This is a genomic window from Neopusillimonas aromaticivorans, from assembly GCF_030344915.1.
In the GTDB taxonomy this organism is placed as follows: domain Bacteria; phylum Pseudomonadota; class Gammaproteobacteria; order Burkholderiales; family Burkholderiaceae_B; genus Neopusillimonas; species Neopusillimonas aromaticivorans.
Genome location: NZ_CP128233.1, coordinates 58647 through 80296 on the forward strand (window position 1 = coordinate 58647; position 21650 = coordinate 80296).

Here is a 21650-nt window from a genome sequence, read left to right on the forward strand (position 1 = left end):
ATTGAAGCGAGGTTGGTACTTTGCTTTGAGCGTAGAAAAAAATATGAGCGTGCAGCATCGGTAGAAGTGAACCTGGCTACCCAAGACGCTAGAGACGAGTCGAAGAGACGAACCGCAAAAACATGATTTTGGTGAATACAGGGGTCAATCTGGCCTTCCCATACGGTTCCCCGACCGAGTTTGTCGTTGTCACCCCCTCGTTCATCAGCACGTCTCCCTTTTGAAGTAAGTAACGGCTGACCTCGCTGCTTCCGACTTCAATCTCCAGCACTTGCGACAAGTCAACGTATCCGTCTTGTACGTTTGCGACACGTAGGTACGGAAGCAGTACCGTTTCTTTGTCTCCAAGGTCTTTGCCCTTGGCTACCCCCGAACGGACCTGACCAAGGAACTTCAATCGCTTAACATCCCAATGAAGCGGTATATCGCCAATCTCCGGATATCCCGAGTACTTCACGGACCCGTCTGTTTCGAGGCCCCTGGTCATAAGCTGCGAAACATAACTGTATTGATACTCTTTCAACTTCTTGAGCAGCTTCTCCTTCCCTGCAATCAAAGCATCAATCCGCGCCGTCTGCTCGTCGAGGAAGTTGGCGATACGTTGCTGCTCTGTCTTACAAGGCAGCGGCACATCAACACTTCCGAATTCATCCGTATTCAGTCGGAGAAACGCGGTCCCCATTCCTCGTGCAAGCTGACCGAAAACCCCCGCATACAAATCTGTCGTAAAAATATACGCAAAAAATCTCGGGTCGATGTCTGCCGTTACTTCAAAAACTGAGTAATCCGGGCTGACAATTCCGCTTCGAGCGTCTGCGAATCCAAAAACTCCATTCCACGCCTGCATTTTGTTCATCACCAAATCCCCTGGAAGAAATCTCTTATAGCCTTCCAGCGTATCAGCCCGTTCGACTTTGTCTGTAATTTCAGAGCGTGGCAATAATCCCCGAGCCTTGCTTAACGAGAAAAGCTCTTCGTTTCCCTCCGTGGACCGGAGATTACGCTCCCTAAAAAGATATTTAGTTCGGGTAACCTGCCAATCATCTGGAATACGGGTCAGATATGGCGCTGCCGGTGATATCACGCCACCACCCCTTCATGAGTTCAAGGAACTTTGCTTCCATTTCCCTGATTTCAGCGGCGATGACTTCAGGCGCCCTCGGCGGCTTGTAAACATAGAAATAACGATTGAAGTTGATTTCGTAGCCGACCTTGCCGGGCAGACCATCTTTTTCGTCGCAGATGGTCTCGTTCACCCAAGCATCGGAGACGTGCGGTAAGACTTCGCGCTTCATGTAGGCAGAGACGTCCTCAGTCAGGGGAATATTCTCAGTGTCGCGAAGCTCCGGGTCGTAAGGCTTCTCGCCCTTCTTCGGTTTCTTCGCCGTTTTTCCTGGCTCGAGGGGGCGGTCTACGGTGACCTTGCGGAAACCAAAGAACGCATTCTCGAATACTTTGGAGACGCTGCGAGGTGGTTCGGGCTCACTCTGTGTCTCCGAGCCACCGTTCTTTACGGGTTCTTGATACTCCAGCGTGAAAGACGCATCGTGCTCGAACTCGGAGTAGACCTTCACGATTTCCGCAATCTGCTCGTCGGTGATTTCAACGCGTTTGCTACCAAGGCTCTTACGGCGCTTTTCGTACATACGCGTTGCGTCAATGAGTTGCACCTTACCCTTGCGCTCAGGCTTCTTCGTGTTATCAAGCAGCCAGATGTAGGTCGCAATGCCCGTGTTGTAGAACAGGTCATTCGGCAACGCGATGATGGCCTCAACGAGGTCGTTCTCCAGAAGGTAGCGCCGGATTTCGGATTCGCCGGAGCCTGCATCACCCGTGAACAGAGGGCTGCCGTTCAAGACAATGCCGATGCGACTTCCGCCTTCAGAGGCCTGGCGCATCTTCGACACAAGGTGCATGAGGAACAGCAGCGAACCATCAGAGATACGAGGAAGGCCAGGACCGAACCTGCCGGCAAATCCTTTTTCGTGCTCGGCCTTGACGGCGGACTGCACTTTCTTCCAGTCAACACCGAAGGGAGGGTTCGAGAGCATGTAGTCGAATTTCTGACCGGCGAAGCCGTCTGCCGACAATGTGTTACCCATGACGATGTTCTTCGGGTCCTGACCCTTGATAAGCATGTCAGCTTTGCAGATGGCGTAGGACTCAGGATTCAGCTCTTGCCCAAAGAGAACCAGCTTCGCCGAGCTGTTGATGCCGACAATCTCGTTATCAGCCGTTGAAAGCATGCCGCCGGTACCGGCGGTGGGGTCATACAATGACCGGATAACGCCAGGCTTTGACAGCGCTTCGTCGTCGCCCGCGAACAGGCAATGCACGATGAGCTTGATGACCTCACGCGGGGTAAAGTGCTCCCCTGCCGTCTCGTTGGAGGCCTCGCTGAATTTTCGGATAAGTTCTTCGAAAACAAGCCCCATGGTCTCGTTCGGTACGACAGATGGATGCAGGTCGATTTCCGTGAATTTCTGGGTAACCAGGTACAGAAGGTCGTTCTCATCCAGCTCAGCGACGCGGTCTGTGAACTTGAAGCGCTCGAACACGTCCCTGGCGTCGGCGGAGAAGTCACCGATGTAAGCAATGAGGTTGTGTCGGATGTTGGAGGGGTCATCCAGTAGGCCGGGAACCGTGAAGGGGCTCACGTTATAGAAAGACTGCTTGCTCTTGCGCGGGAGGACAAGGTCCAAGTTGACGCCCGAGTCCTTGCGCTTGTCGTATTCCGCCAGCACATCCTTCTTGGTGTCTGCCAAGACGCAATCGAGGCGCCGCAGCAGCGTGAAGGGAAGGATGACCTTGCCGTAATCGGCCTGCTTGTAGTCGCCGCGCAGGAGGTCGGCCACCGACCAGATGAAATTTGCGAGTTCTGAGAAATTCTGTGCCATGCCTTGTAATTGCGTTATCTATGCCGATTATTTTCTGTACAGGTGTAGAGTCAACCTTTAGCCCTACACTGACGATTCATTGGCTTCGCCTTCCCATCGCGGGCTAAGTCTGTTGAAGATGTATTCAAGAGGAATTACCGGGAATTGACTCCTCTGCTTGAGCGGATTGCGCATCTTGCGACGTCATGCGAACTCTCGCCAGCACGGTATAAGCCTGGTTTGCACGACGCGCATCTGCCTGAGCCCTTTCTCGCTGTTCCTCGCTGATTTCAGCAACAAGGTCGGGGCGCGACCGCTCTACAAGCATCCGGCGGGCTTGCTCAATCACTTCCCACGACGACGCAGGCGCAACCCCAGGGCGCGGTACGACTCCTCTAGTGTTAATAAGACGGCTCCCCGCTGCGTCGAACGACTGTCTGCGCGTTCACCGCCTGCAGCTGAATCACGAGTTTTCACCTCAGGCGGTGAAGGGAAAATCAGGAGTTCAATAGACCCCTTTTCTCCGCCTCGCTCCCTAGACGCCTTGGAATTGCCGCGAGGAGGCGCGCCTTCAATACTGGAGACGACCGACTTTTCAGTTGATTCTGTTTCCGTTCCAGATTGTTGCTGGACCTCTGCCAGAGCGGCCTCGACCTTCTTCAACAACGTGAAAGCTCTTGCCAGCTTGCGATGCTTGAGCTCGGCCTTCAACTGACGCAAGACGACGGGGTCGCCCTGCGCGTCAGAGAACATCTTCTCCAGGTCAACGATGCCTTTTTGCATAAGCGGCCGGGACCTCATGCCACAGCCTCTTGCTCAGGGGCCTCCGACTCGTTGTCGACGCCAAAGGGGTCTACCTCTTTACTGTGAACCCAGGTTGTGCTGTCCACAGAATCTGCGCCAAGAGGTTCAATGCCGAGTCGCTCTAGGGCCTGCAGCAAATCTGCAATGACCTCCTCACGACGCCGAACGAAGCTGGACGCGAAACAACGCCAGAAGGTCCAGCCGGCGCGCTCCAGAACGCGCTGACGAATCATGTCATCAGCCCATTGACCGGGACCATGGAACCGGTCTCCATCGCACTCTATGGCGAGCCGTCTACCTTCGTTGCCTTCAACGACAAAATCTATTCGATAGCCGCCGCATAGCACCTGTGGCTGAACTCGATATCCCCGCTTTACCAGCTCATCGAACATTTCAAACTCAAATTCAGACTCACACTTCTCGCGCAGCAACTGAACTTTGTTCCCATCCTGCGCAAAGGGCTTACGGAAGTGCCGGATGAGCCGAGCATTCAAGGAGTCTTCGCGGAATTCGGTCTCGGACACGGAGCGGAACAAGTACATTCTGTCGCGAGCACGTGAGAGAGCTACGTTGAACCGCTGTTGTATATCAAGCTTATTCGCCGCCGCACGGTCCCCGGGCGCTAGCACCATAGACACCATCATGATGTCGCGCTCTCTTCCCTGGAAGACCGGAGGGTGCCCCACTGTAATCTGTCGTGCCAGCACATCCTTTTGCGGTATCCGGGTGCTGATAAGCGTTTGAATGTGAGCAGCTTGCTTAGAACCTAACAGCGTAACGACGCCAATGCTTCGTCCATCGAACTGCTCATCGGCGAGAATTAGTTCAATTTCTGCCACGATAGCTTCGGCTTCGGGAGGATTAATGTCGCCCTTGCGAAAGCCTCCTTCACAAAAACATCCACTAGCGGTGGGTCTAGCCGTTCGTTCGCCTTGGGAACACGTAGAGGCTTGATGTCACCTTCGTAAAACTCCCGGTTCGAATACTCGATAATCGCAGGCACACACCTGAAGTGCTCTCGTAGCATCACTGAGTTGCCAGCAAATACGACTCGCGCCAAGTCATAAATAGACTTGTCAGGAGTCATCTGGGCACCATGCGGCTGCTTGTTCAGATGGCGATTGACGAGCTCTTTGATTTTTTCCTCGGCGGTACCAACCGCCGTCGGTGACACCTGCTTGTGGTCTCCAACGACCAGTAGCTTCTTGCCTCGCAGCAACGCAGGCAGCGCCCAAATATCAGACTGTGACGCCTCGTCAATAATGACAAGGTCGAATAAGGCGACTTCGGGAGGAATGGTTTCGGATACACGCCACTGAGGCAGAACCCAGCAGGGAACGGCCATATAGGCGCGCGACATTGCTTCACGAGCCGATTTACGGTGGCGTACGGCACGAACGCCTGTACCCGCCCCCATGGACTGGACCGCATTGAGGTAGGCCTGAAGCGCCTGACGCACGCTATCTGGCGAGTTGTTGTACACACCCAGCCATGTTTTCTCGGCAACGAGGTCCTGATATGTCCGAGCAAGTGTATTTGTGAGGGTTTTCCGTTCCTCAAACAAGTCGCGCAAGGTCTTGTGGCCGTCGATGCGCTCTAGGAAAATATCAGCTTGTCGCCAATTCCAGGCTTCGCGCCACTTCGATGGCACGATGGGGTCCATATCCCGAATAGCTGGTTCGGTTCGAACGCGCATTGCCCACTTTAAAGCCCCAGCCTCTTCCAAAATCGAAGCCACGCGCTGGATTTCATCCAGCGACGAACGCAGACCGAAGAGCCGTTCAAGCTCCGCTCGTGTGCTTTCCCAGGTCTTTTCCAACTGGGATTCTTCCGCCGATTGGCTCCCTATCTGCTCAGAAATGAAACCGTGTAGCTCGTCGACAATGACACCACTACACCCTTGGAGACTCTTCAAAAGTTCATGGACTCGAAGTCTGGCATAGCCCAGGCGCCCTTTATCGACATGAGCGCTCAGGCTTGCAGCCACTTCCGATATGTAATCCTCGCCGCCATGAAAGAACTTCTCAGCAACGTTTCGACCAAATACCTCTGTGAGGCGGTCATGGAGAGCGGCATCAAACTCGGACTGGAGCCGATGCGTGTCCTCAACGATGACTTGAGCCTGAACGACACCACGGAACGCGATGTCAATGTCCAAACCGGCGGCTTCAAGGCCGAACTCAGTGGCCAGGGCATTCCACCGGGCAAGCAACACACGAACATCTTGGCGCCACGTAGTAAGGCGTTTGACAGTTTTCCAATCGTCAACAGATTTCGGAGCGGCCCCAAGAACCTTAACCGCCTGGACGAGCTTACGCGCCTCCCCTTTCCCGAAGGGCATCCCAAAAGCACTCTTGCCCGCAACTAGGCGCACCAACGCGTCATTGAAATCTTGGTTCGTCTCAGCTCCCGCTGGTAGTTCTACTGCCTTTGGCAGGAGTTCACGGCGGAGCTCTTCGAGCACTTTCAGTTCAGCGCAGACCTGCTGCAATGCCATCCATATGGGGTCGTCCGGCTGCACATGAGCCATCCGTTCGCGCAGGGTATTGACCCATTCCGGAGGGTTGGAGAGCTTTCGTCTAAGGGTATCCCGCTCATCGAGGAAAAATATGAGCGCCTGTGCCTTCTCAAAAGTTTCGATGCGGGCATCAACTAGCGGAAGCACACCTCCAGTGAGGACGCTGGCGTCAATCGCTTGGGCCTTAACGAGGTCACGATGAAGTCCAAGCACGACTTCCCAGCTAGGGAAGAGTAAGGGCGCCGGCAAAGTCGCGTTTATATACGCCAGGTCTACTCCGACCTTTATACGTGCCTGGCGTAGGACGCTGATATCGCCATCATCGAACGGGAGGGAGCCATCTGTGGAAGGAGGCGGCTCGTCATCGAACCAATCATGCTCCTCGGCCTGCTCGACAACGAGTTTCGCCATGTCCTCGGGCGTTACATCGCGTCCTTGGAACGAATATGTCTGCATATGCTTTTCCGCATATGCAGCGACGGATTGGTCGACGCGAGAAATCTTGGCGTGCAGCTGATTCAGTTTCTCTTCCGCGACCGCAATGGCACTTTCAGCGCGCGCGGGGTTAAGCGTGGCCACGCTAGTAGCTATGGTCTGAATAGCGTGCTCGAACTGCTTCATACCGTCGCGCTCGTCGGAGAGCAACGCGACACTCAGCGGGCGAATCCTTTCCGGCAACTTCTCTCGAAGAACAGCCAGTGCTGTCTCACTTTTCGCTGTGACCAAGACGCGCTTACCCTGTGCCAAGTAGTGCGAAACCACATTAGCAATCGTGTGGGTCTTTCCGGTTCCGGGTGGGCCTTGAACTACTACACCATCATTGTTCTCGAGCTTCTGTACGATGGACACCTGCTCATCGTTGTAGGGCATGGGGAAGTAAAGCTCAAACGCTCCAGCCGGACTGTCGCTCGACGACAGTCCTCGGAAGGGCTGCGCGGGCCGTGGCCTGACCGTCTCGTCCCCATGTTTCACAAAACTCTGGATAACTTCCGGCACCGTTGGGTTTGCTTCGATGTTCTTCTTGATGCGACGTACGTCCTCGAGGAATATGTCCCCTGAGCGCTTGCGCCCAAAAGCACCCAATTATTGGTTATTTTGAGATGCTCGTCTGGGGTCGGAGGGGCTAAATCGGCCGTTCGTTCCTCGTAAATGCCTGACGGGTCCAAATGACCGACGGCTGCTTTCAATACCCCTTCGTACGTTGAAGGTTCAAAAGGGTTAGGCCTATTTGCACCTGTGGCCGTGGTGCTTTTCCAGAATGCCTCAAGTGCAGAGACACCCGGGATGTCCATTTCCAAATAGCAATCGACCTCGAGGCGAGGCTCCGCGTCACGCGGTCGCACTTCCAACGCGAACGTTTTCGGGTTGAGAGTGACCTCGCATACCTGTACAAGCAACGGGTGGCGAAGCGTCGTTCCGAAACTTTGTTTTTTCCATGCCGCGTAGCCTATGCCCCACACGAGCTCAAGGGAGTTTCAGCTCCTTCTAGCGAAATGACTTGCTGTAGCGAGAACAACTGGTTGTAGCGGGAAATTAATCGACGACGAGGCCGTTCTGCCACCGCCCACGGCTCCCATTGGTTCTCTACGTACCAGTCGAACAGCTCCCTTATTTCTGGGTGGTCCTTTAATTCATGTCGTGCGACCTCTTGCTTACCCTCGTACTCCACGTATTCCGCCTTCAAGCCAGGCGATTTTTCCGGACTCTTCGGAAGCATGACCCACGGCTGGAGCTGTTCGCTCAGCGGCGGGGCTGAGATTTCCTGTAAGCGTGGCAGACTCAACCATATATCGTCATCATCCGCTTGCAGGTTGAATTCCAACTCCGGCAGCCCTTGCAGCTCATGCTGGTATGCAACGAAGTGGTCTGTAGGTACAGAAAACGCGGGCTTGCTCCTGAGCTTCTCCACCTGCTCGATATAGTCGAGCAGGTCAATAATGCGCTTCGATATCTCGTTCATTCCGTAGCCTCTTCTTTCTGCGTGCTCGAAGCCTTCGGAGGCTCCTCAGTTTCTTCCAGACCATTCTGCTTACAGTAATCAAACAGCAGCGTCTCGAGCATGTTTGTGAGGCTTCTGCGCTCCCTTGCTGCTGCAGCGTTCAGTAGCTCTTTAAAGCGTGGTGACACGCGGAAGCTCATCGCTACGTTTTTCCCAGCCGACATCACTTTACCCAATGGTCAGATTTGTATAGAGGAGCACTATACAGGAAGCAGCCCACACAAGACACATTTAGAAATGCCTGATTTCCCGGAAGGCATGCGAATGCGGCGGCTCAGTCGCTGGAACGCGCATTTTTCCTAGCCTTCTCGCGGCGCTGCATTCCGACAACAGTTCCGCGTTGCGTTTGGAAAGGTTACATTTTATGCTGTATAAAAAACCAGCTATGGAAATATGTAGATGACCGCTGCGGTGGACGACTTCTCTCTTCTCGTCGACTTGAAAGGTCCAGCCGACCTTATCGACGGACCTGCCTACAACCCGTCGCTGGTGGCCACCGACTCTAAGCTCGCAGAGGTCCTCGCCCCTTACCACTTCGACGAACCCTACCCTTGTGGCTTGGCATCTTGTCGCCAACCTCACCAACACGGTTACCTCGTTATCACGGTCGATGGGACTGAAACCAATGTCGGCCAGCACTGTGGAAAGACGATTTTTGGCGATGATTTCGAAATCAAGGCGAACACCCGAAGGAGGAGCGCGGACCGTAAATACCAGCTCGATATACTCCATCGGGCACTAGCCGACAAAAACAAGCATCTCGCCCGCACCGGCGAACTCTACAACCGCCGGTTTGGCACCAAGTGGGCAGAGGACGCCCTCAGACGGCTCAAGGAAGGCATCAGCCGCCCAGCCGCATCGAAGCTGCACGCTATGGCGGCGCGTGGTGAAACCTCTGTAGAGGATGTCAGGGAAGCGACTGCAGAGGAGAAAGAACGCCACAGGGCGATGGGCTCCGACTCCAAGCCTCTTCGCTATGTGACTGAAAAGTTGGGAGACCTGCAGGGAATCGCCTTTTTGACCTCCAGCCCTCACCAGGCGGCAACAGCGTGAAAGACAAAATTTATGAGCTTGGGCGCACTGATACAAGCAGCCTGAACCCAAGAAAGCTCAAAGAGTGGGTTTCGTGGGCGAATGATATTGAACGCAGCTTCGACGCCATCGAGGAAAGTCTAGCAGAAGCGCTCAGGTTCTTTTCTAAGGACAATCTCCTCCTCGTCCACAAGCTCGACGCCATCGAAACCCAAAGGAACTGACAGTCATCGCTGCATTGCGTTGATTCTGTCGGAAATCCACTTGCGCTCCCTGGTGACAAGTTCCATCCTGCAAGCGCGACATATACGTATGCCTCTGGAAGGGACTGTCCGGATGCAGCAGGCGGGAGGTCCGCTTCTGAGAGGTTCAGGTGCAGCCGAAAGTACTGAGCTGCCAGTCGCCTGCACAGTTCGTATCGTTCCCTTAACTCGACCTGACTTGGCCCGACAACGTAACGACCGTCAATGTCGCGAGCCAAAAACTTCAGTTGCTCCCCGGGAACCGCCCCCAAAAAGGAGTCCTGGGGAAATCGTCGGGAATTACTTCGTTGCAGAATCCGAGTTCTTCGTCAACGGTGCCAAACAAGGCAAGGACTTCATCCGTGACGTCAATTGCAGAGACGACTCCATTTGTCCTTCCCCACCGCTTCCAAAGGTCAGCCAAATCTCCTCCCAGCTCCTGACCCGGCATTCCAACAAGCCTGTACACATTTCGGCTGTACGTCACGCATGACCTCAGAACCTCATCAACAACGAAGATAGGCGAGCTGACACGGATGTTGTCCTCCGTCCGGCCTACCAGGTGACGTGACGGGTCGCCCTCCTGAAAATTTGCTTCAAGTACGCGCCACTCGAAGAAATTGTAGGTCGGTGGATGCAGCAGAATCATTGATTGTGGGCTTTCCATCTCATGGCCTCTCATCAGAAAGGCACACGATGGCAGACTTCAATAGGAAGGCTCAATCTATCAAATAGGAACCCTCCCTTCCTATTCCTTTCCTGCCCATCAAACCGGCCCGCTTCTCTCCGCTTACCCGTTGATACGGCAACCTTCTTGCTCCTCCCGTAGCTACACAGATTGCCAGACCTTGTCGAAAGCCGACTTGGCCTGGAGGCAATATTCGTAATTTAGGAGTAGAAATTGATAGGCAACAACAGCAGTAATGAAGAAATAGGTTCCCATGACACGCACGAGCAAGAGCACGAACACAGCATTGAATCGCCGGTCGAGCCTAAAGAGCAGCAGCCGTTGCTAAGGGCCCTGATAGCAAGAGCGGACAGGAACGGGGATACGATGCAGCGTCTTGCCGAGGTCCTTGGCGTGTCGTATGGGAGGCTAAATCAGTGGAGACGCCAAGACAGTCATATTGCCTACGCGCAAAGGTCAGTTCATGAGAATGCCGCTCGGTATCTCGGGATTCCGATTCCGACCAAAAAATTCCGCGCAGGGCTCTTGCTGACGCCTTCATCAAAAGGATGGTGACGGGTGTGTCGTGGGCAGATGTGCTTTACGCGCCTTTGGCCCCTCGCGCGGGGGCAAGCAATGGCGAACGCATAGGCTCAACGGAAAGCTACAACAGTTCATCGAGGCAATGCAACGTCTACGGCCTGACGCAGGATATCTTTCGATGTCGTCCAGGAATAGTAGCAGCGCAAAGTAGCCTTGCAACTGTCTCAGCAAGACACAATAGTTCTTGTATTTTCGGAACTAAGGCGCTCCATGGCGCGCTGGAATAATAATTCCTGAAATGCCGGAACCATCCGAGAAGCTCGCAAGAGTCTCGTGTTCACGGCTAATCGGCCGCCACAAAAAACGCGAGCGGATAGTCAAGAAACTGTTAATGCACATACGCTCAACGGGTCCAGGCAACGAGTAAAGGGAACTGGTCACTGTCAAGTCCTGTTGGCGAACGCGCCAATGCCATGTACGTCCTGCCACCAGCGGAGCCTATTTCCACCGACGGTTCACTGCTTCAAGTATCCTGGCGCCCAATTTGGCCGAAGCGGTTCGCGGCCGGAAAGAAAAGCAAGCCCAAAAAAGCCGATACTCGGCGACAAAACCGACTACCTCGGCTTTCTCGTATTCCCAAGCACGTAGGCCTACGTCAAACTTACGACTTCATCATCCACCGGAGCAGCAACCATGCCCTTGCTTGTAGCGCTCGATGAATGTAATTGCGCCTTGACTCACATAGAGCGGTGCGCCCAGCTCGGATTGCAGTATCCCCAAATTGGCGAAGCTGTACTCCTGTCTATTTTGGCCAAATGCTACGAATTGGACGAAACGATTGGTGGTATATGCTCTTCAGAATCCCAGATAGGAAATTACGCTGAGCCTAAGCTCATATCATCAAATGAGACCTGAGCTTCCGACTGTGCTTTGAGCATTCCTTGCAGTTCAAAGAACGACCTGTTTGTTGGCCGCAGAACGATTGAACCGTCCGGCATTGCTGTTACTATAAATCGGACGTTCGCCGAAAGGCCCAATTTGTTCCTGAGCTTTGCGGGGATGGTGATTCGTCCATCGGCAGACAGAACTACGTGGTTCATCTCGACCCTCCTTTATTCCGGCGAAGCTGAGCACTTCTGGTCAATGTAGCACTACGGCTGCGTATATCAGGATAGATGCGACTGGATGGTGCGATTAATACGGGGACGCCTCTATAAAAAAGCTTCTCCAAATCCATATCCGGCGCATCCAAACCGTATGATAGTTTGATTGCGCCCTTCAAAACACCATATCTTGTTCTCGGTACCGCTCGTGTTTCCGGAACCAGCTTGGCAACGGGTCACCCATGGCGCGTAAGAATAACTTCGTCCTCGATGCCGTCCTCCAAGTCCTTCAGAAGACGAAAAAGCAACACTTATGCTTGCTCAATATCGACCGCTTTCATACCACACTCCCCTACCTGCTATTGATTTCACCTCGAACTTGTCCAGGGCACACTTCGCTTCTTTATACAGTCATCCCGTGAAGTACGGAATCATGAGTATAGACGCGCTGCACTCAGCTTATCCTGCTACTTCACGACTTACTTGTACATCGCTTCCACGAACAAAGCACAATTACTTCAGGACTGTTTGTACAGTGCAGATTTACAGCGCTTTGAACTACTGTTGAAAATCAATCGGTTAGGGCACCCTGCAGCTTCACGAGTTACTTGTACGGCTACACCTGCGGCGTCAGGCGTGTACGGCCCCGGCGACGCAGCTCATGGCGCAGATGCGGACAGCGTGGATTGACCATCCACGGATTTCTGGCGGTATCGTCGCGCGGATCAAGAAATTGAAAATGTGCCGTCGCCTGGGCGACCAATTGAACCAATGCGCCGCCTCGATTGAAAGAAAGATAACTCCCAAGATCATCTTCAATAACTTCAAGGCTATAGTTTCTATCCGGATAACCGGCATCAAGCACCTGCCGCATGGCGGCCTCACGGGTTTGTGCCAGCGTCCCGATGACCCGTGATTGCGCCTGCTGCAAGGTGTCATGCACCACGCGGTCATGCGCCGCATAATGGCGCGCCAACGTACCCCACGCCTGTGCATCCAGGGTTTTGCCGGCAGCCATCGCAGCGGCCGCATAAGCCGTTCCGTGCGACGGACCAAACATCATGGCAATCAAATAGGCCGGCGGATTTCCCTGCAGCAATCGCTCAGCCTCGTGGCCACCAAACAGCGCCCACGAGCCCAGGGTTACCAGATGCGCCATGGCGACCTGATGACCGACATGGGCACGATTGATGAATGCCGAAAGATTGAAAGCCCGGGCCTGAACCAGTGCACCGCTGTAAGCCGCCGCATCCAGGGCGTGGGTCTGACCGGCGCGTGCCCCGACCACCTGGCCCACACCGAAATAGCGCACCATCGCCAACGCCATCACGCCCATCAGCAACAAACCCAGCACCATGGCCTGGCCGCGCTGCCGTGGGCAACCGCATGACGACGATACAAACCCGGGGCTCGCCACGACTACTGACCTGTACCGGCATTGCCGGTGAACGACTTCAGGGTTTTCGCTGCCGTCTGTGCCGCAGCGGCCTGAGCGGCCGTTTGAGCCATTTGCGATTCAGCGGTACCGTCTTCACCCGCAAGCTCTTTGGCCATGGCTGCGGTCTGGGAACGCACAACCTGTCCGAACGTTTGGTAAACGGCAATCGCCGCAACAGCAACCAGCGCAACGACAATGATGTACTCGGTCATGGCCTGGCCCGTTTGACGCGCTTTGCTTTGAGTCTCTTTCATGCTTCCCCTTTTAACGATCACAAAAACAACGTGATCAGTGTGGGTGCAGATGAAATGTCGAACAATTCGCAAAAGCCGTGCTGGCCAAATTTGCGCAGCATAAAACCAAATAACTTCAGGCAATAAGCTTACTTTCAAGACCAAATAACGCCTGCAAAATAAACGCCACAGGCACAACCCTCAATTGCGCCTGCCGCCCCGGTCAGGTATAACTGCGGGCTAATTCGACGTTAACCCCAACAGGAACCCTTCCAGCCCAATGCGCAAGAATCTGCCCGTTACCAACATCGAAACCGTTGTTCGCGAAGATCAGTACCTCATTTCGAAAACCGACATGAAGGGCAAAATCATTTATGCGAACCCGGCTTTCATCGAGGTCAGCGGGTACAGCCGCGACGAACTGCTGGGCAAGCCGCACAACCTTATCCGGCACCCCGACATGCCGCCCGAGGCCTTTGCTGACTTGTGGGACACCCTTAAAGAAGGAAAGCCGTGGCTGGGCGTCGTCAAGAACCGGCGCAAAGACGGAAGCTACTACTGGGTGCTGGCCAATGCCTACCCTGTCGTTGAAGATGGCAAGGTCACCTGCACTGGCATCCGTTCGTGTCAAGCCCTCACGCGAACAGATCGAAGCCGCAGAAGCCTTCTATGCCGAGCTTAACGCCGGGCGTGTACGCGGCTACACCGTCAAAGGCGGTCAGGTCGTGCGCAAAGGCTGGCGACGTCTGTTTGACTACGTCGCCATGCCATTTCAGAAAACACTACGGGCCAGCCTGCTGCGCATGGCCACGCTGGGTGCAGGCGCAATCGCCCTGGGCGCCTGGTATGCCGCCACGGGTGGCGTGCCTTCCAGTCAGGCCTGGATCGCATGGCCAGCCATCGGCTTGCTTACGGCCGGGATGCTGGGTTACGGATGGATCGTGGCACAACGCGTCATCTCGTCGCTGGATGACGCCGCCCGGGTAGCGCGCCAGATTTCTGCCGGCAACCTGACCCTGGAACTGCACCAGGGTGAAAGCGCCGAAGTCAACAACCTGAACTTCTACCTCGACATCATGCGCAAGAGCCTGATATCGATTGCCCACGACGTCGAAGTGGGGGTTCACGCCACTCACCACACCGCGCAGGTTCTTTACGCCAACAATACCCACCTGTCGGCACGTACCGACGACAACGCCGCATCGCTGCAGGAAACGGCAGCCGCCATGGAAGAGCTTACGGTAACAGTCAAGCAAAATACCGACAACGCGCATCTGGCCAACCGCCTGGCCGACGAAAGCATGCGCATTGCCCAGCGCGGCGGTGAAGTCGTGAGCGACGTGGTGGAAACCATGGATGGCATCAAGGAAAGCTCGAGCAAGATTTCCGACATCGTGACGCTTATCGAAGGCATTGCTTTCCAGACCAATATTCTGGCACTGAACGCTGCGGTTGAATCTGCACGGGCTGGCGAAGCCGGCAAAAGCTTCGCCGTCGTGGCCGGTGAAGTACGCAATCTCGCACTTAAGAGTTCCCAGGCTGCCAAAGAAGTCAAAAATCTTATCGATGAATCAAACTCGCGTATCGCTGCCGGCTCCGAACAGGTCGCTCGTGCCGGTGCCACCATGGAAGAAATCGTCAACTCGGTACGTCGCGTTACCGATGTCATGGGCGAAATCTCAACAGCCTCCGAAGAACAGACCACCGGCCTGACCGAAATCAATCAGGCCGTTTCCCTCATGGAAACAGTGACCTCCCAAAACGCCGCCATGGTCCAGGATCTCGGGCAGACCGTACGCACGCTGTCGGCCGAGGCCGAGAACCTTGAAGTCGCCATCGCCGTACTGAACACCGGTGTCGGAAAACATGGGCGCCCTGCCCGTGTTGGCTCGGACGAACCGCGTCTGCAAAGCTGATCACCACGGCAACGCTACAATAAAGGGGCCACCTTCCAGGGTGGCCCCTGTTTTACGGAGCCGACGTGAGCGTACCTATTTTTGACAGTTTCCTGACAACCACTGAAATCATTCGTACCTTCGACGACACCGCCGTCATCCAGGCCATGCTTGACTTCGAGGCCGCGCTGGCGCGCGCCCAGGCCGCCCAAGGGCTCATTCCCGGCCCGGCTGCGCAACTGATCGAACAACATTGCAAAGCCAGTCTTTACGATACCGACGCCATCATCGTGGCTGCACGACGCGCCGGCAGCATGGCCATCCCTTTGGTCAAAGCCCTGACTCAAGCCGTTGCCGCCAACGACGCTGAAGCCGCCAGCAAGGTGCATTGGGGCAGCACCAGCCAGGACGTCATTGATACCGGTACGGTTCTGGTCACCCGTGACGCCCTCGCGCTCATCAACGACACACTGGACGCTTTGTGCCGACAATTGCTGGTGCTGGCTGAACAGCATCTGCAAACGCCGGTTCTGGCACGCACACTGATGCAACCCGCCCAGGTCACCAGTCTGGGTTTCAAATTCGCCAACTGGGCAGCACCACTGATACGCAGCAAGCAGCAGCTCAAGACCTTGGCACGTAACGCCTTGCAACTGCAGCTGGGCGGCGCTGTCGGCACGCTGGCTGTCATGGGTGAGCAAGGTCCTGCCGTAGCTCGTCGAGTTGCCGCAGACCTGGGTTTGGCGATTAACGACGGGAACTGGCATACGCAACGCGATGACTGGGTACGACTTGGGCTGGAAGTGGCCATTCTGACCGGTAGTCTGGGAAAAATCGCCACCGACCTCAGTCTGATGGCACAAGGCGAAATTGCCGAACTGGCCGAACCCTCCGGACAGGGTCGCGGGGGCTCAACAGCCATGCCGCACAAGCGCAACCCCGTATCTTCCATGATCGCACTGGCCGCCGCCGCACGCACCCTCAACGCGCAGCGGGCTTGCTGGCCAATATGGGGCAGGAGCACGAACGCGGCTTGGGCAACTGGCAGGCCGAACTGGCCGAGTGGCCAGGCCTGTTCATGAGTGCCCACGGCGCGCTCACCGCACTTCTGGAAGCCATGAATGGCCTGGTCATTGATACCGCACGTATGCGTCAGAACATTGACAACCTGCACGGCCTGATTTTTGCGGAAGCCGTTTCCATTTATCTGGCGAGCGCCATCGGCCGGCCGGCCGCACACCACCTGATGGAAACACTGACAGCCCGCGCCGTCGCCGAGAAAACCCATTTGTCCATTGTGGTTCGTCAGGCCATCGGCGCAGATGACCGCTTGCGCAACCAGCTTGATCTGGAACACATCGATGCCTTGTTCGACCCCGTCGCCGCAACACGCAACGGCCATCAGATTGCAGAGAAACTTGTCTCGCAGTTGCGGCAGGCGCTCGAAAACACTTCTTAAGGCGCCACAGGCTAACCTCAAGGGGCTTGTGCGCACCCTGATAACAACCAGCCACAACACACAACACTCCTACGGAAACCACCATGACTTTTGATGCCACCAACCATGACTTTGAACGCGGTCTCAAGAATCGCCGGGAAATCCTGGGCGATGCCTGGGTCGACCGCTCGCTCGACCGCGCCACCAATTTCAATGCCGAATTTCAGGAACTGATCACGCGTTTTGCCTGGAATGAAATCTGGGGACGCCCCGGGCTGGAAAAGAAAACACGCCGCGCCATGGTGCTTGCCATCACCATGGCGCTGGGGCGCTGGGAAGAGTTCGAACTGCACGTACGCGCCGCACTGGCGGGTGGTAGCCCCGACACCCGGCTGACACCCGATGAACTGAAAGAAATCCTGATCCAGACCGCGATTTATGCGGGCGTACCCGCCGCCAATACCGGATTCACGCACGCCCAGGCCATTCTGAAAGAAATCGGGGCCGATATCGGTTACACCCTGAGCCCGCTACAGCCGGATCACACCTGCCATCCCGGCATTGGCCATGAACGCGTCACTCAAAGCAAGCCGGGACTGCACTACACCCTGCGCCCCGCACGTAATGGTCAGGCGCGCCAAACCATCGTACTCAGCCACGCCCTGGGCTGTGATCTGACCATGTGGGACCGTCTGGCCAATGTGCTGGCAGCAGAGTTCAACGTGGTCTGCTATGACCACCGCGGGCATGGTGCTTCTGATGCGCCTGCACAGATGTACACCATGGCCGATCTGTCCGACGATGCGGCCCGCTTGATCCGCGAGCTGGACTGCGGCCCGGTGATCTGGATCGGTCTGTCGATGGGTGGCATGGTTGGGCAGGAACTGGCGATTCGCTACCCGGAACTGATCAGCAAACTGGTTATCGCCAACTCAACGTCAGCATACCCCGACGCGGTTCGCGAAGTATGGCAGCAGCGCATTGCGACGGTACAGGCCAACGGCATCGAAGTCATTGCCGATGCGGTCATGGAACGCTATTTTCACGCCGGATTCCGTGCCGAACGCCCGGCAACCGTCGCTTCGTTCCGTCGTCGCCTGGTCACCACCGACCCGGAAGGCTATGTCGGTTGCTGCAATGCCGTCGGTACCGTCGACACGACAGCGCGTTTGCCGCAAGTCAAGGTTCCGACGCTGGTCATTGCCGGCGAGCTTGATCAAGGGGCACCGGTTTCCATGTCGGAAACCATGGTTGCGCAAATTCCCGGCGCGAAACTGGCCGTACTGGCCGGCGCATCGCACCTGGCGGTTGCCGAACAACCCCATGCCTTCATCGAGACCGTGCAACAGTTTTTGAACGGTTGACCCCGCGCAAAATCTTCATGAACGCCTGAAGGGCCGGGCTGGAAAGCGCATCCGAGCGATGCAGCAACCCTACCGGCTCTTCAGTACCCTCAAAGCCCAGTGGCAATGCCACCAGCAACCCACGGGCCAGATCATCCTGTACGGCTCCTGTCGATGCAAACCAGACCGCATCCGACTGCATCACCACCAAACGCGCCACTGACACCGAAAGCGTCTCCAGGCAATTGTCCGGCAACGCCCTGCCCCTGGCCTTGAACCAGTTATCCGTATTGTGACGCGGCACGGTGCCTGAAGCCGACACCACCAGCGGAAACGACAGCACATGAGCCAACGATACTTCGGTGTGAAGCAGACTGTGCTCTGGCCTGACCACGGCCACCAGCGGCTCGACATACAGCAACTCGAACGATAGTCCAACCATCAGCTGAGGGTCAGCCATCCGGCCAACCGCAACGTTGGTTTCACCCGCCTTGAGCTTTTCAAGCAACCGGTTATTCGTTGCAATATCGGCCTGCACACGCACGTGTGGATACTGTTCACGAAACAGCGTCAACGCCAGGGGAAGAATGTCTGGCGCAACAGTGGGCAGCGCTGATACGACCAACGTTTCGTGTCGGGTTTCCCCCTTTTGACAGGGCTCGTGCCGCATCATCAAGTGCTTCGGTAACAGACAGGGCATGCGCCAGAAAATGCTCGCCATCGGTTGTGAGACGCGCCCCGAAACGCCCGCGCACAACCAGTTGCTGACCCGCCATCTGTTCCAGTTCGGTCAGTGTTTTTGATACTGCCGGCTGACTGAGATTCAAGCGTTCTGCCGCCTTGCCAAGATTCTGCTCTTGGGCAACCGTGACAAAACACTGCAGATGACGCAGCCTGACCCGATTCAAAAAGTGCTCTTTTTCCATAACCCAAGGTTATCAAACAAGATGCATTAATTCAATTTACTTCACGAATACCCAAGGCTATGATGCCTGCACTGAGCTGCCTTGCATGCCAGACAGAATATAGGAGATCCCCCATGACAACCCCCATCGACCAGTTCGGCGAGTTCCTGCAACGTGACCGCACCTGGCATCCGCCCGCTTTCACACAAGGCTACAAAACCAGCATTCTGCGTTCGCCGCAAAAATCCCTGATTTCCATCCAGAACGACTTGTCAGACATCACTGGCCCGTTGTTCTCGCGCGATGAGCTGGGCCCGCTGGACAATGACCTGATCATGAATTACGCCAAAAGCGGCCTGCCCATTGGCGAGCGCATTCTGGTGCACGGTTACCTGCGCGACGAAAACGGTCGCCCCGTGCCCAATGCCCTGATCGAGGTCTGGCAAGCCAACGCCTCGGGGCGTTATCGTCACAAGAATGATAAATACATTGCGCCCATCGACCCCAATTTTGGTGGCTGTGGCCGCGTCATGACCGACGAAAACGGTTATTACTTTTATCGCACCATCAAGCCCGGTCCCTACCCATGGCGCAACGGTATCAACGACTGGCGCCCGGCCCACATCCACTACTCGATTTTCGGCACCGGCTTTGCCCAGCGCCTGATCACACAAATGTATTTTGAAGGTGACCCGCTCATTCCGGGCTGCCCCATCGTTCGCTCCATTCCCAGCGAAGAAGCCGTTCGCGGCCTGATCGCTCAAATGGACCGTGGTGCATTCGTGGCTCTCGACAGCATGGCCTACCGCTTTGACATCACCATCCGCGGCTCGCGTGCCACCTTGTTCGAAAACTACATTCAGGGAGCCAAATAATGAACCCTAACACCCCCGTTTACCTGAAAGAAACCGCATCACAAACTGCGGGTCCCTACGTTCATATCGGTCTGGCTCCAAAACAGGCCGGCTTCGACATTTTCGAAAAGAACTTCGGCAATGTGCTGGTCACGCCGGAAACCAAAGGTGAGCGCATCCGCATCGAAGGTCGTGTCTTCGACGGCAGCGGTCATATGGTCAAAGACGTGCTGATCGAATCCTGGCAGGCCAACGCTGCCGGTCGCTATAACCACCCTGCCGACAAGCAGGCCGACAAACCCATCGATCCAACCTTTCGTGGCTGGGGGCGTGCGGCCTCCGATTTTGACACCGGGGTGTACTTTTTCGAAACTGTCAAGCCGGGCTCCGTCACCGGTCGCCATGGCAAACCCATGGCACCCCATATCAACCTCTGGATTGTCGCCCGCGGTATCAATATCGGTTTGCAAACACGCATGTACTTCTCGGACGAAGAACAGGCGAATGCGGCAGACCCGGTACTGAACGGTATCGAATGGGAACAACGTCGCCAGACGCTGGTCGCCCAACGCACCGAGCGCAATGGCCAGACGGTCTACACCTTTGACATTCACCTGCAAGGCCCGAACGAAACGGTGTTTTTCGACGCCTGATCGCGACCTGTTCACGGCATGCCCGTCCTGGGGCATGCCCTCTGGCCCACGATCCTTTCAGCCAAATGACTTGCAAACGCCCGGTAATGCCGGGCGTTTGCATGAGCCCGCCAGTGAGCCCGCAATGATGCGTTCCGCGCGAGATACGGTCAATGTGCAGCGCCCAGCAGCGCATTGATACGCGAAGCAGCCGCCAGCAGCTTGGGCAAACAGACATCAAGTACATGACTGGCACTGGCCTTGTCAGCCGAGCCGCTGACATTGATGGCCGCCACTACCCGGCCGTTAATATCCCGAATCGGTGCCGCGACGGACACCAGACCGGGCTCAAGCTCTTCACGCACCAGACACCACCCTTGCGCCCTGACCTGCATCAGTACGTCGCGCAACCGGTCATGATCCACAATGGTTTGCGGCGTGTACGCCGTCAAGGTCATTTCAGACAAGCGCTGTTCAAGCTGGACATCAGGCAAACCCGCCAGCAAAACCCGCCCCATCGACGAGCAGTGAGCCGGCAAGCGACTGCCCACCCCCAGATTGATGGACATGATCTTGTGCGCAGGCACCCGCACCACGTACACCACCTCATTCCCGTCAAGCACGGCAGCGGAACTGGACTGACGCAGTTGCTCGACCAGCGACTCCATGACGGGCTGCGCCTGCGTCCAGAACGGTTGTGATGTGAGATAGGCAAAACCCAGCTCTAGCACCTTGGGGGTCAAACGAAACAACCGGCCTTCATTGGTAACGTAGCCCAACGCCAGCAACGTCAGCAAGATACGACGCGCTCCGGCTCGTGTCAGCCCGGTATTGGCCGCCACCTCAGACAAGGTTTGTGCCGGTGTTTGCGCACCGAAACTTCGCAACACCGCCAGACCACGCGCAAAGGACTGCACATAGGCGTCCCCTGGACGCGGTACTGAATCGTCGGAACGGGCAGACAATTCGTCTTGAACGATAGATAAGGCCGCATCCGGCGTGTTGGCCAAAACCTTGGCTGACGGCTCGCGAGACGGCTTCTTTGTCTTGACCTCGGGCGCTACCGGGCCCGATTGTCGAGAAGTGATGCGTTCAGGCTTGAACCAGGAATGAGTCATGATGTGGTGG

General features: G+C 55.8%; 17 protein-coding genes and 3 pseudogenes. 7 read left to right on the forward strand and 13 right to left on the reverse strand.

Annotation, left to right across the window (positions count from 1 at the left end):
* Positions 1-88: 88 nt before the first annotated feature.
* From N7E01_RS00315 to N7E01_RS00345, 7 genes are all read right to left on the reverse strand, one after another.
* Positions 89-1084 carry a restriction endonuclease subunit S gene (locus N7E01_RS00315; RefSeq protein ID WP_289173949.1) on the reverse strand — a complete coding sequence of 332 codons (996 nt, stop codon included), beginning with the start codon at positions 1082-1084 and terminating at the stop codon, positions 89-91.
* A complete protein-coding gene (locus N7E01_RS00320) occupies positions 1041-2897 on the reverse strand; it encodes a type I restriction-modification system subunit M (RefSeq protein ID WP_289173951.1) in 1857 nt (618 codons plus the stop codon). The genes N7E01_RS00315 and N7E01_RS00320 overlap by 44 nt, the downstream gene beginning before the upstream one ends.
* 324 nt (positions 2898-3221) lie before the next feature.
* Positions 3222-3659 (reverse strand): hypothetical protein, encoded by a 438-nt coding sequence (locus N7E01_RS00325; RefSeq protein WP_289173952.1) that lies wholly within the window; start codon positions 3657-3659, stop codon positions 3222-3224.
* 14 nt (positions 3660-3673) lie between these two features.
* Entirely contained in the window at positions 3674-4519 is an 846-nt protein-coding gene (locus N7E01_RS00330) for an AAA domain-containing protein (protein WP_289173954.1), read from the reverse strand.
* Positions 4501-7281, reverse strand: coding sequence for an AAA domain-containing protein (locus N7E01_RS00335; RefSeq protein ID WP_289173955.1), 2781 nt, complete (start codon positions 7279-7281; stop codon positions 4501-4503). The genes N7E01_RS00330 and N7E01_RS00335 overlap by 19 nt, the downstream gene beginning before the upstream one ends.
* A gap of 364 nt (positions 7282-7645) precedes the next feature.
* Positions 7646-8158 carry a hypothetical protein gene (locus N7E01_RS00340; protein WP_289173957.1) on the reverse strand — a complete coding sequence of 171 codons (513 nt, stop codon included), beginning with the start codon at positions 8156-8158 and terminating at the stop codon, positions 7646-7648.
* The gene (locus tag N7E01_RS00345) at positions 8155-8364 is read right to left on the reverse strand and encodes a hypothetical protein (protein ID WP_289175857.1); all 210 of its coding nucleotides are present in this window, start codon (positions 8362-8364) and stop codon (positions 8155-8157) included. The genes N7E01_RS00340 and N7E01_RS00345 overlap by 4 nt, the downstream gene beginning before the upstream one ends.
* Before the next feature lie 232 nt (positions 8365-8596).
* Here N7E01_RS00345 and N7E01_RS00350 point away from each other — a divergent pair, with 232 nt between their 5' ends.
* Both N7E01_RS00350 and N7E01_RS00355 read left to right on the forward strand, forming a co-directional pair.
* Complete coding sequence (locus N7E01_RS00350) at positions 8597-9250, forward strand: hypothetical protein (protein WP_289173959.1); 654 nt, start codon at positions 8597-8599, stop codon at positions 9248-9250.
* A complete protein-coding gene (locus tag N7E01_RS00355) occupies positions 9247-9453 on the forward strand; it encodes a hypothetical protein (protein ID WP_289173961.1) in 207 nt (68 codons plus the stop codon). Before N7E01_RS00350 ends, N7E01_RS00355 begins: the two co-directional genes overlap by 4 nt.
* Before the next feature lie 262 nt (positions 9454-9715).
* Here N7E01_RS00355 and N7E01_RS00360 read toward each other — a convergent pair whose 3' ends face one another.
* From N7E01_RS00360 to N7E01_RS00375, 4 genes are all read right to left on the reverse strand, one after another.
* Entirely contained in the window at positions 9716-10138 is a 423-nt protein-coding gene (locus N7E01_RS00360; RefSeq protein WP_289173963.1) for a hypothetical protein, read from the reverse strand.
* Positions 10139-11556: 1418 nt separating this feature from the next.
* The gene (locus N7E01_RS00365) at positions 11557-11781 is read right to left on the reverse strand and encodes an AbrB/MazE/SpoVT family DNA-binding domain-containing protein (RefSeq protein ID WP_289173965.1); all 225 of its coding nucleotides are present in this window, start codon (positions 11779-11781) and stop codon (positions 11557-11559) included.
* A gap of 619 nt (positions 11782-12400) precedes the next feature.
* Positions 12401-13201 (reverse strand): hypothetical protein, encoded by an 801-nt coding sequence (locus N7E01_RS00370; protein ID WP_289173966.1) that lies wholly within the window; start codon positions 13199-13201, stop codon positions 12401-12403.
* A gap of 2 nt (positions 13202-13203) precedes the next feature.
* A complete protein-coding gene (locus tag N7E01_RS00375; RefSeq protein ID WP_289173968.1) occupies positions 13204-13476 on the reverse strand; it encodes a hypothetical protein in 273 nt (90 codons plus the stop codon).
* 259 nt (positions 13477-13735) lie between these two features.
* Between N7E01_RS00375 and N7E01_RS00385 the strand changes: the two are divergent.
* The 3 genes and pseudogenes from N7E01_RS00385 to pcaCD all read left to right on the forward strand — a co-directional run bounded on the left by N7E01_RS00385 (position 13736) and on the right by pcaCD (position 18152).
* Positions 13736-15371: pseudogene (locus tag N7E01_RS00385) on the forward strand (methyl-accepting chemotaxis protein).
* A gap of 65 nt (positions 15372-15436) precedes the next feature.
* Positions 15437-16809: pseudogene (locus N7E01_RS00390) on the forward strand (lyase family protein).
* Between the two features lie 83 nt (positions 16810-16892).
* On the forward strand, positions 16893-18152 hold the full coding sequence (gene pcaCD, locus N7E01_RS00395; RefSeq protein ID WP_289173973.1) for a bifunctional 4-carboxymuconolactone decarboxylase/3-oxoadipate enol-lactonase PcaCD: 1260 nt from the start codon (positions 16893-16895) through the stop codon (positions 18150-18152).
* On the opposite strand, the pseudogene N7E01_RS00400 reads toward pcaCD, so the two are convergent.
* Positions 18118-19057: pseudogene (locus N7E01_RS00400) on the reverse strand (LysR substrate-binding domain-containing protein). The gene pcaCD and the pseudogene N7E01_RS00400 overlap by 35 nt on opposite strands.
* A 113-nt stretch (positions 19058-19170) precedes the next feature.
* Between N7E01_RS00400 and pcaH the strand changes: the two are divergent.
* Positions 19171-19911 (forward strand): protocatechuate 3,4-dioxygenase subunit beta, encoded by a 741-nt coding sequence (gene pcaH, locus N7E01_RS00410; protein WP_289173981.1) that lies wholly within the window; start codon positions 19171-19173, stop codon positions 19909-19911.
* Entirely contained in the window at positions 19911-20543 is a 633-nt protein-coding gene (pcaG, locus tag N7E01_RS00415; RefSeq protein ID WP_289173983.1) for a protocatechuate 3,4-dioxygenase subunit alpha, read from the forward strand. The genes pcaH and pcaG overlap by 1 nt, the downstream gene beginning before the upstream one ends.
* 149 nt (positions 20544-20692) lie before the next feature.
* Here the strand turns inward: pcaG and N7E01_RS00420 are convergent, their stop codons facing one another.
* A complete protein-coding gene (locus N7E01_RS00420; RefSeq protein ID WP_289173985.1) occupies positions 20693-21640 on the reverse strand; it encodes an IclR family transcriptional regulator domain-containing protein in 948 nt (315 codons plus the stop codon).
* Positions 21641-21650: the final 10 nt, after the last annotated feature.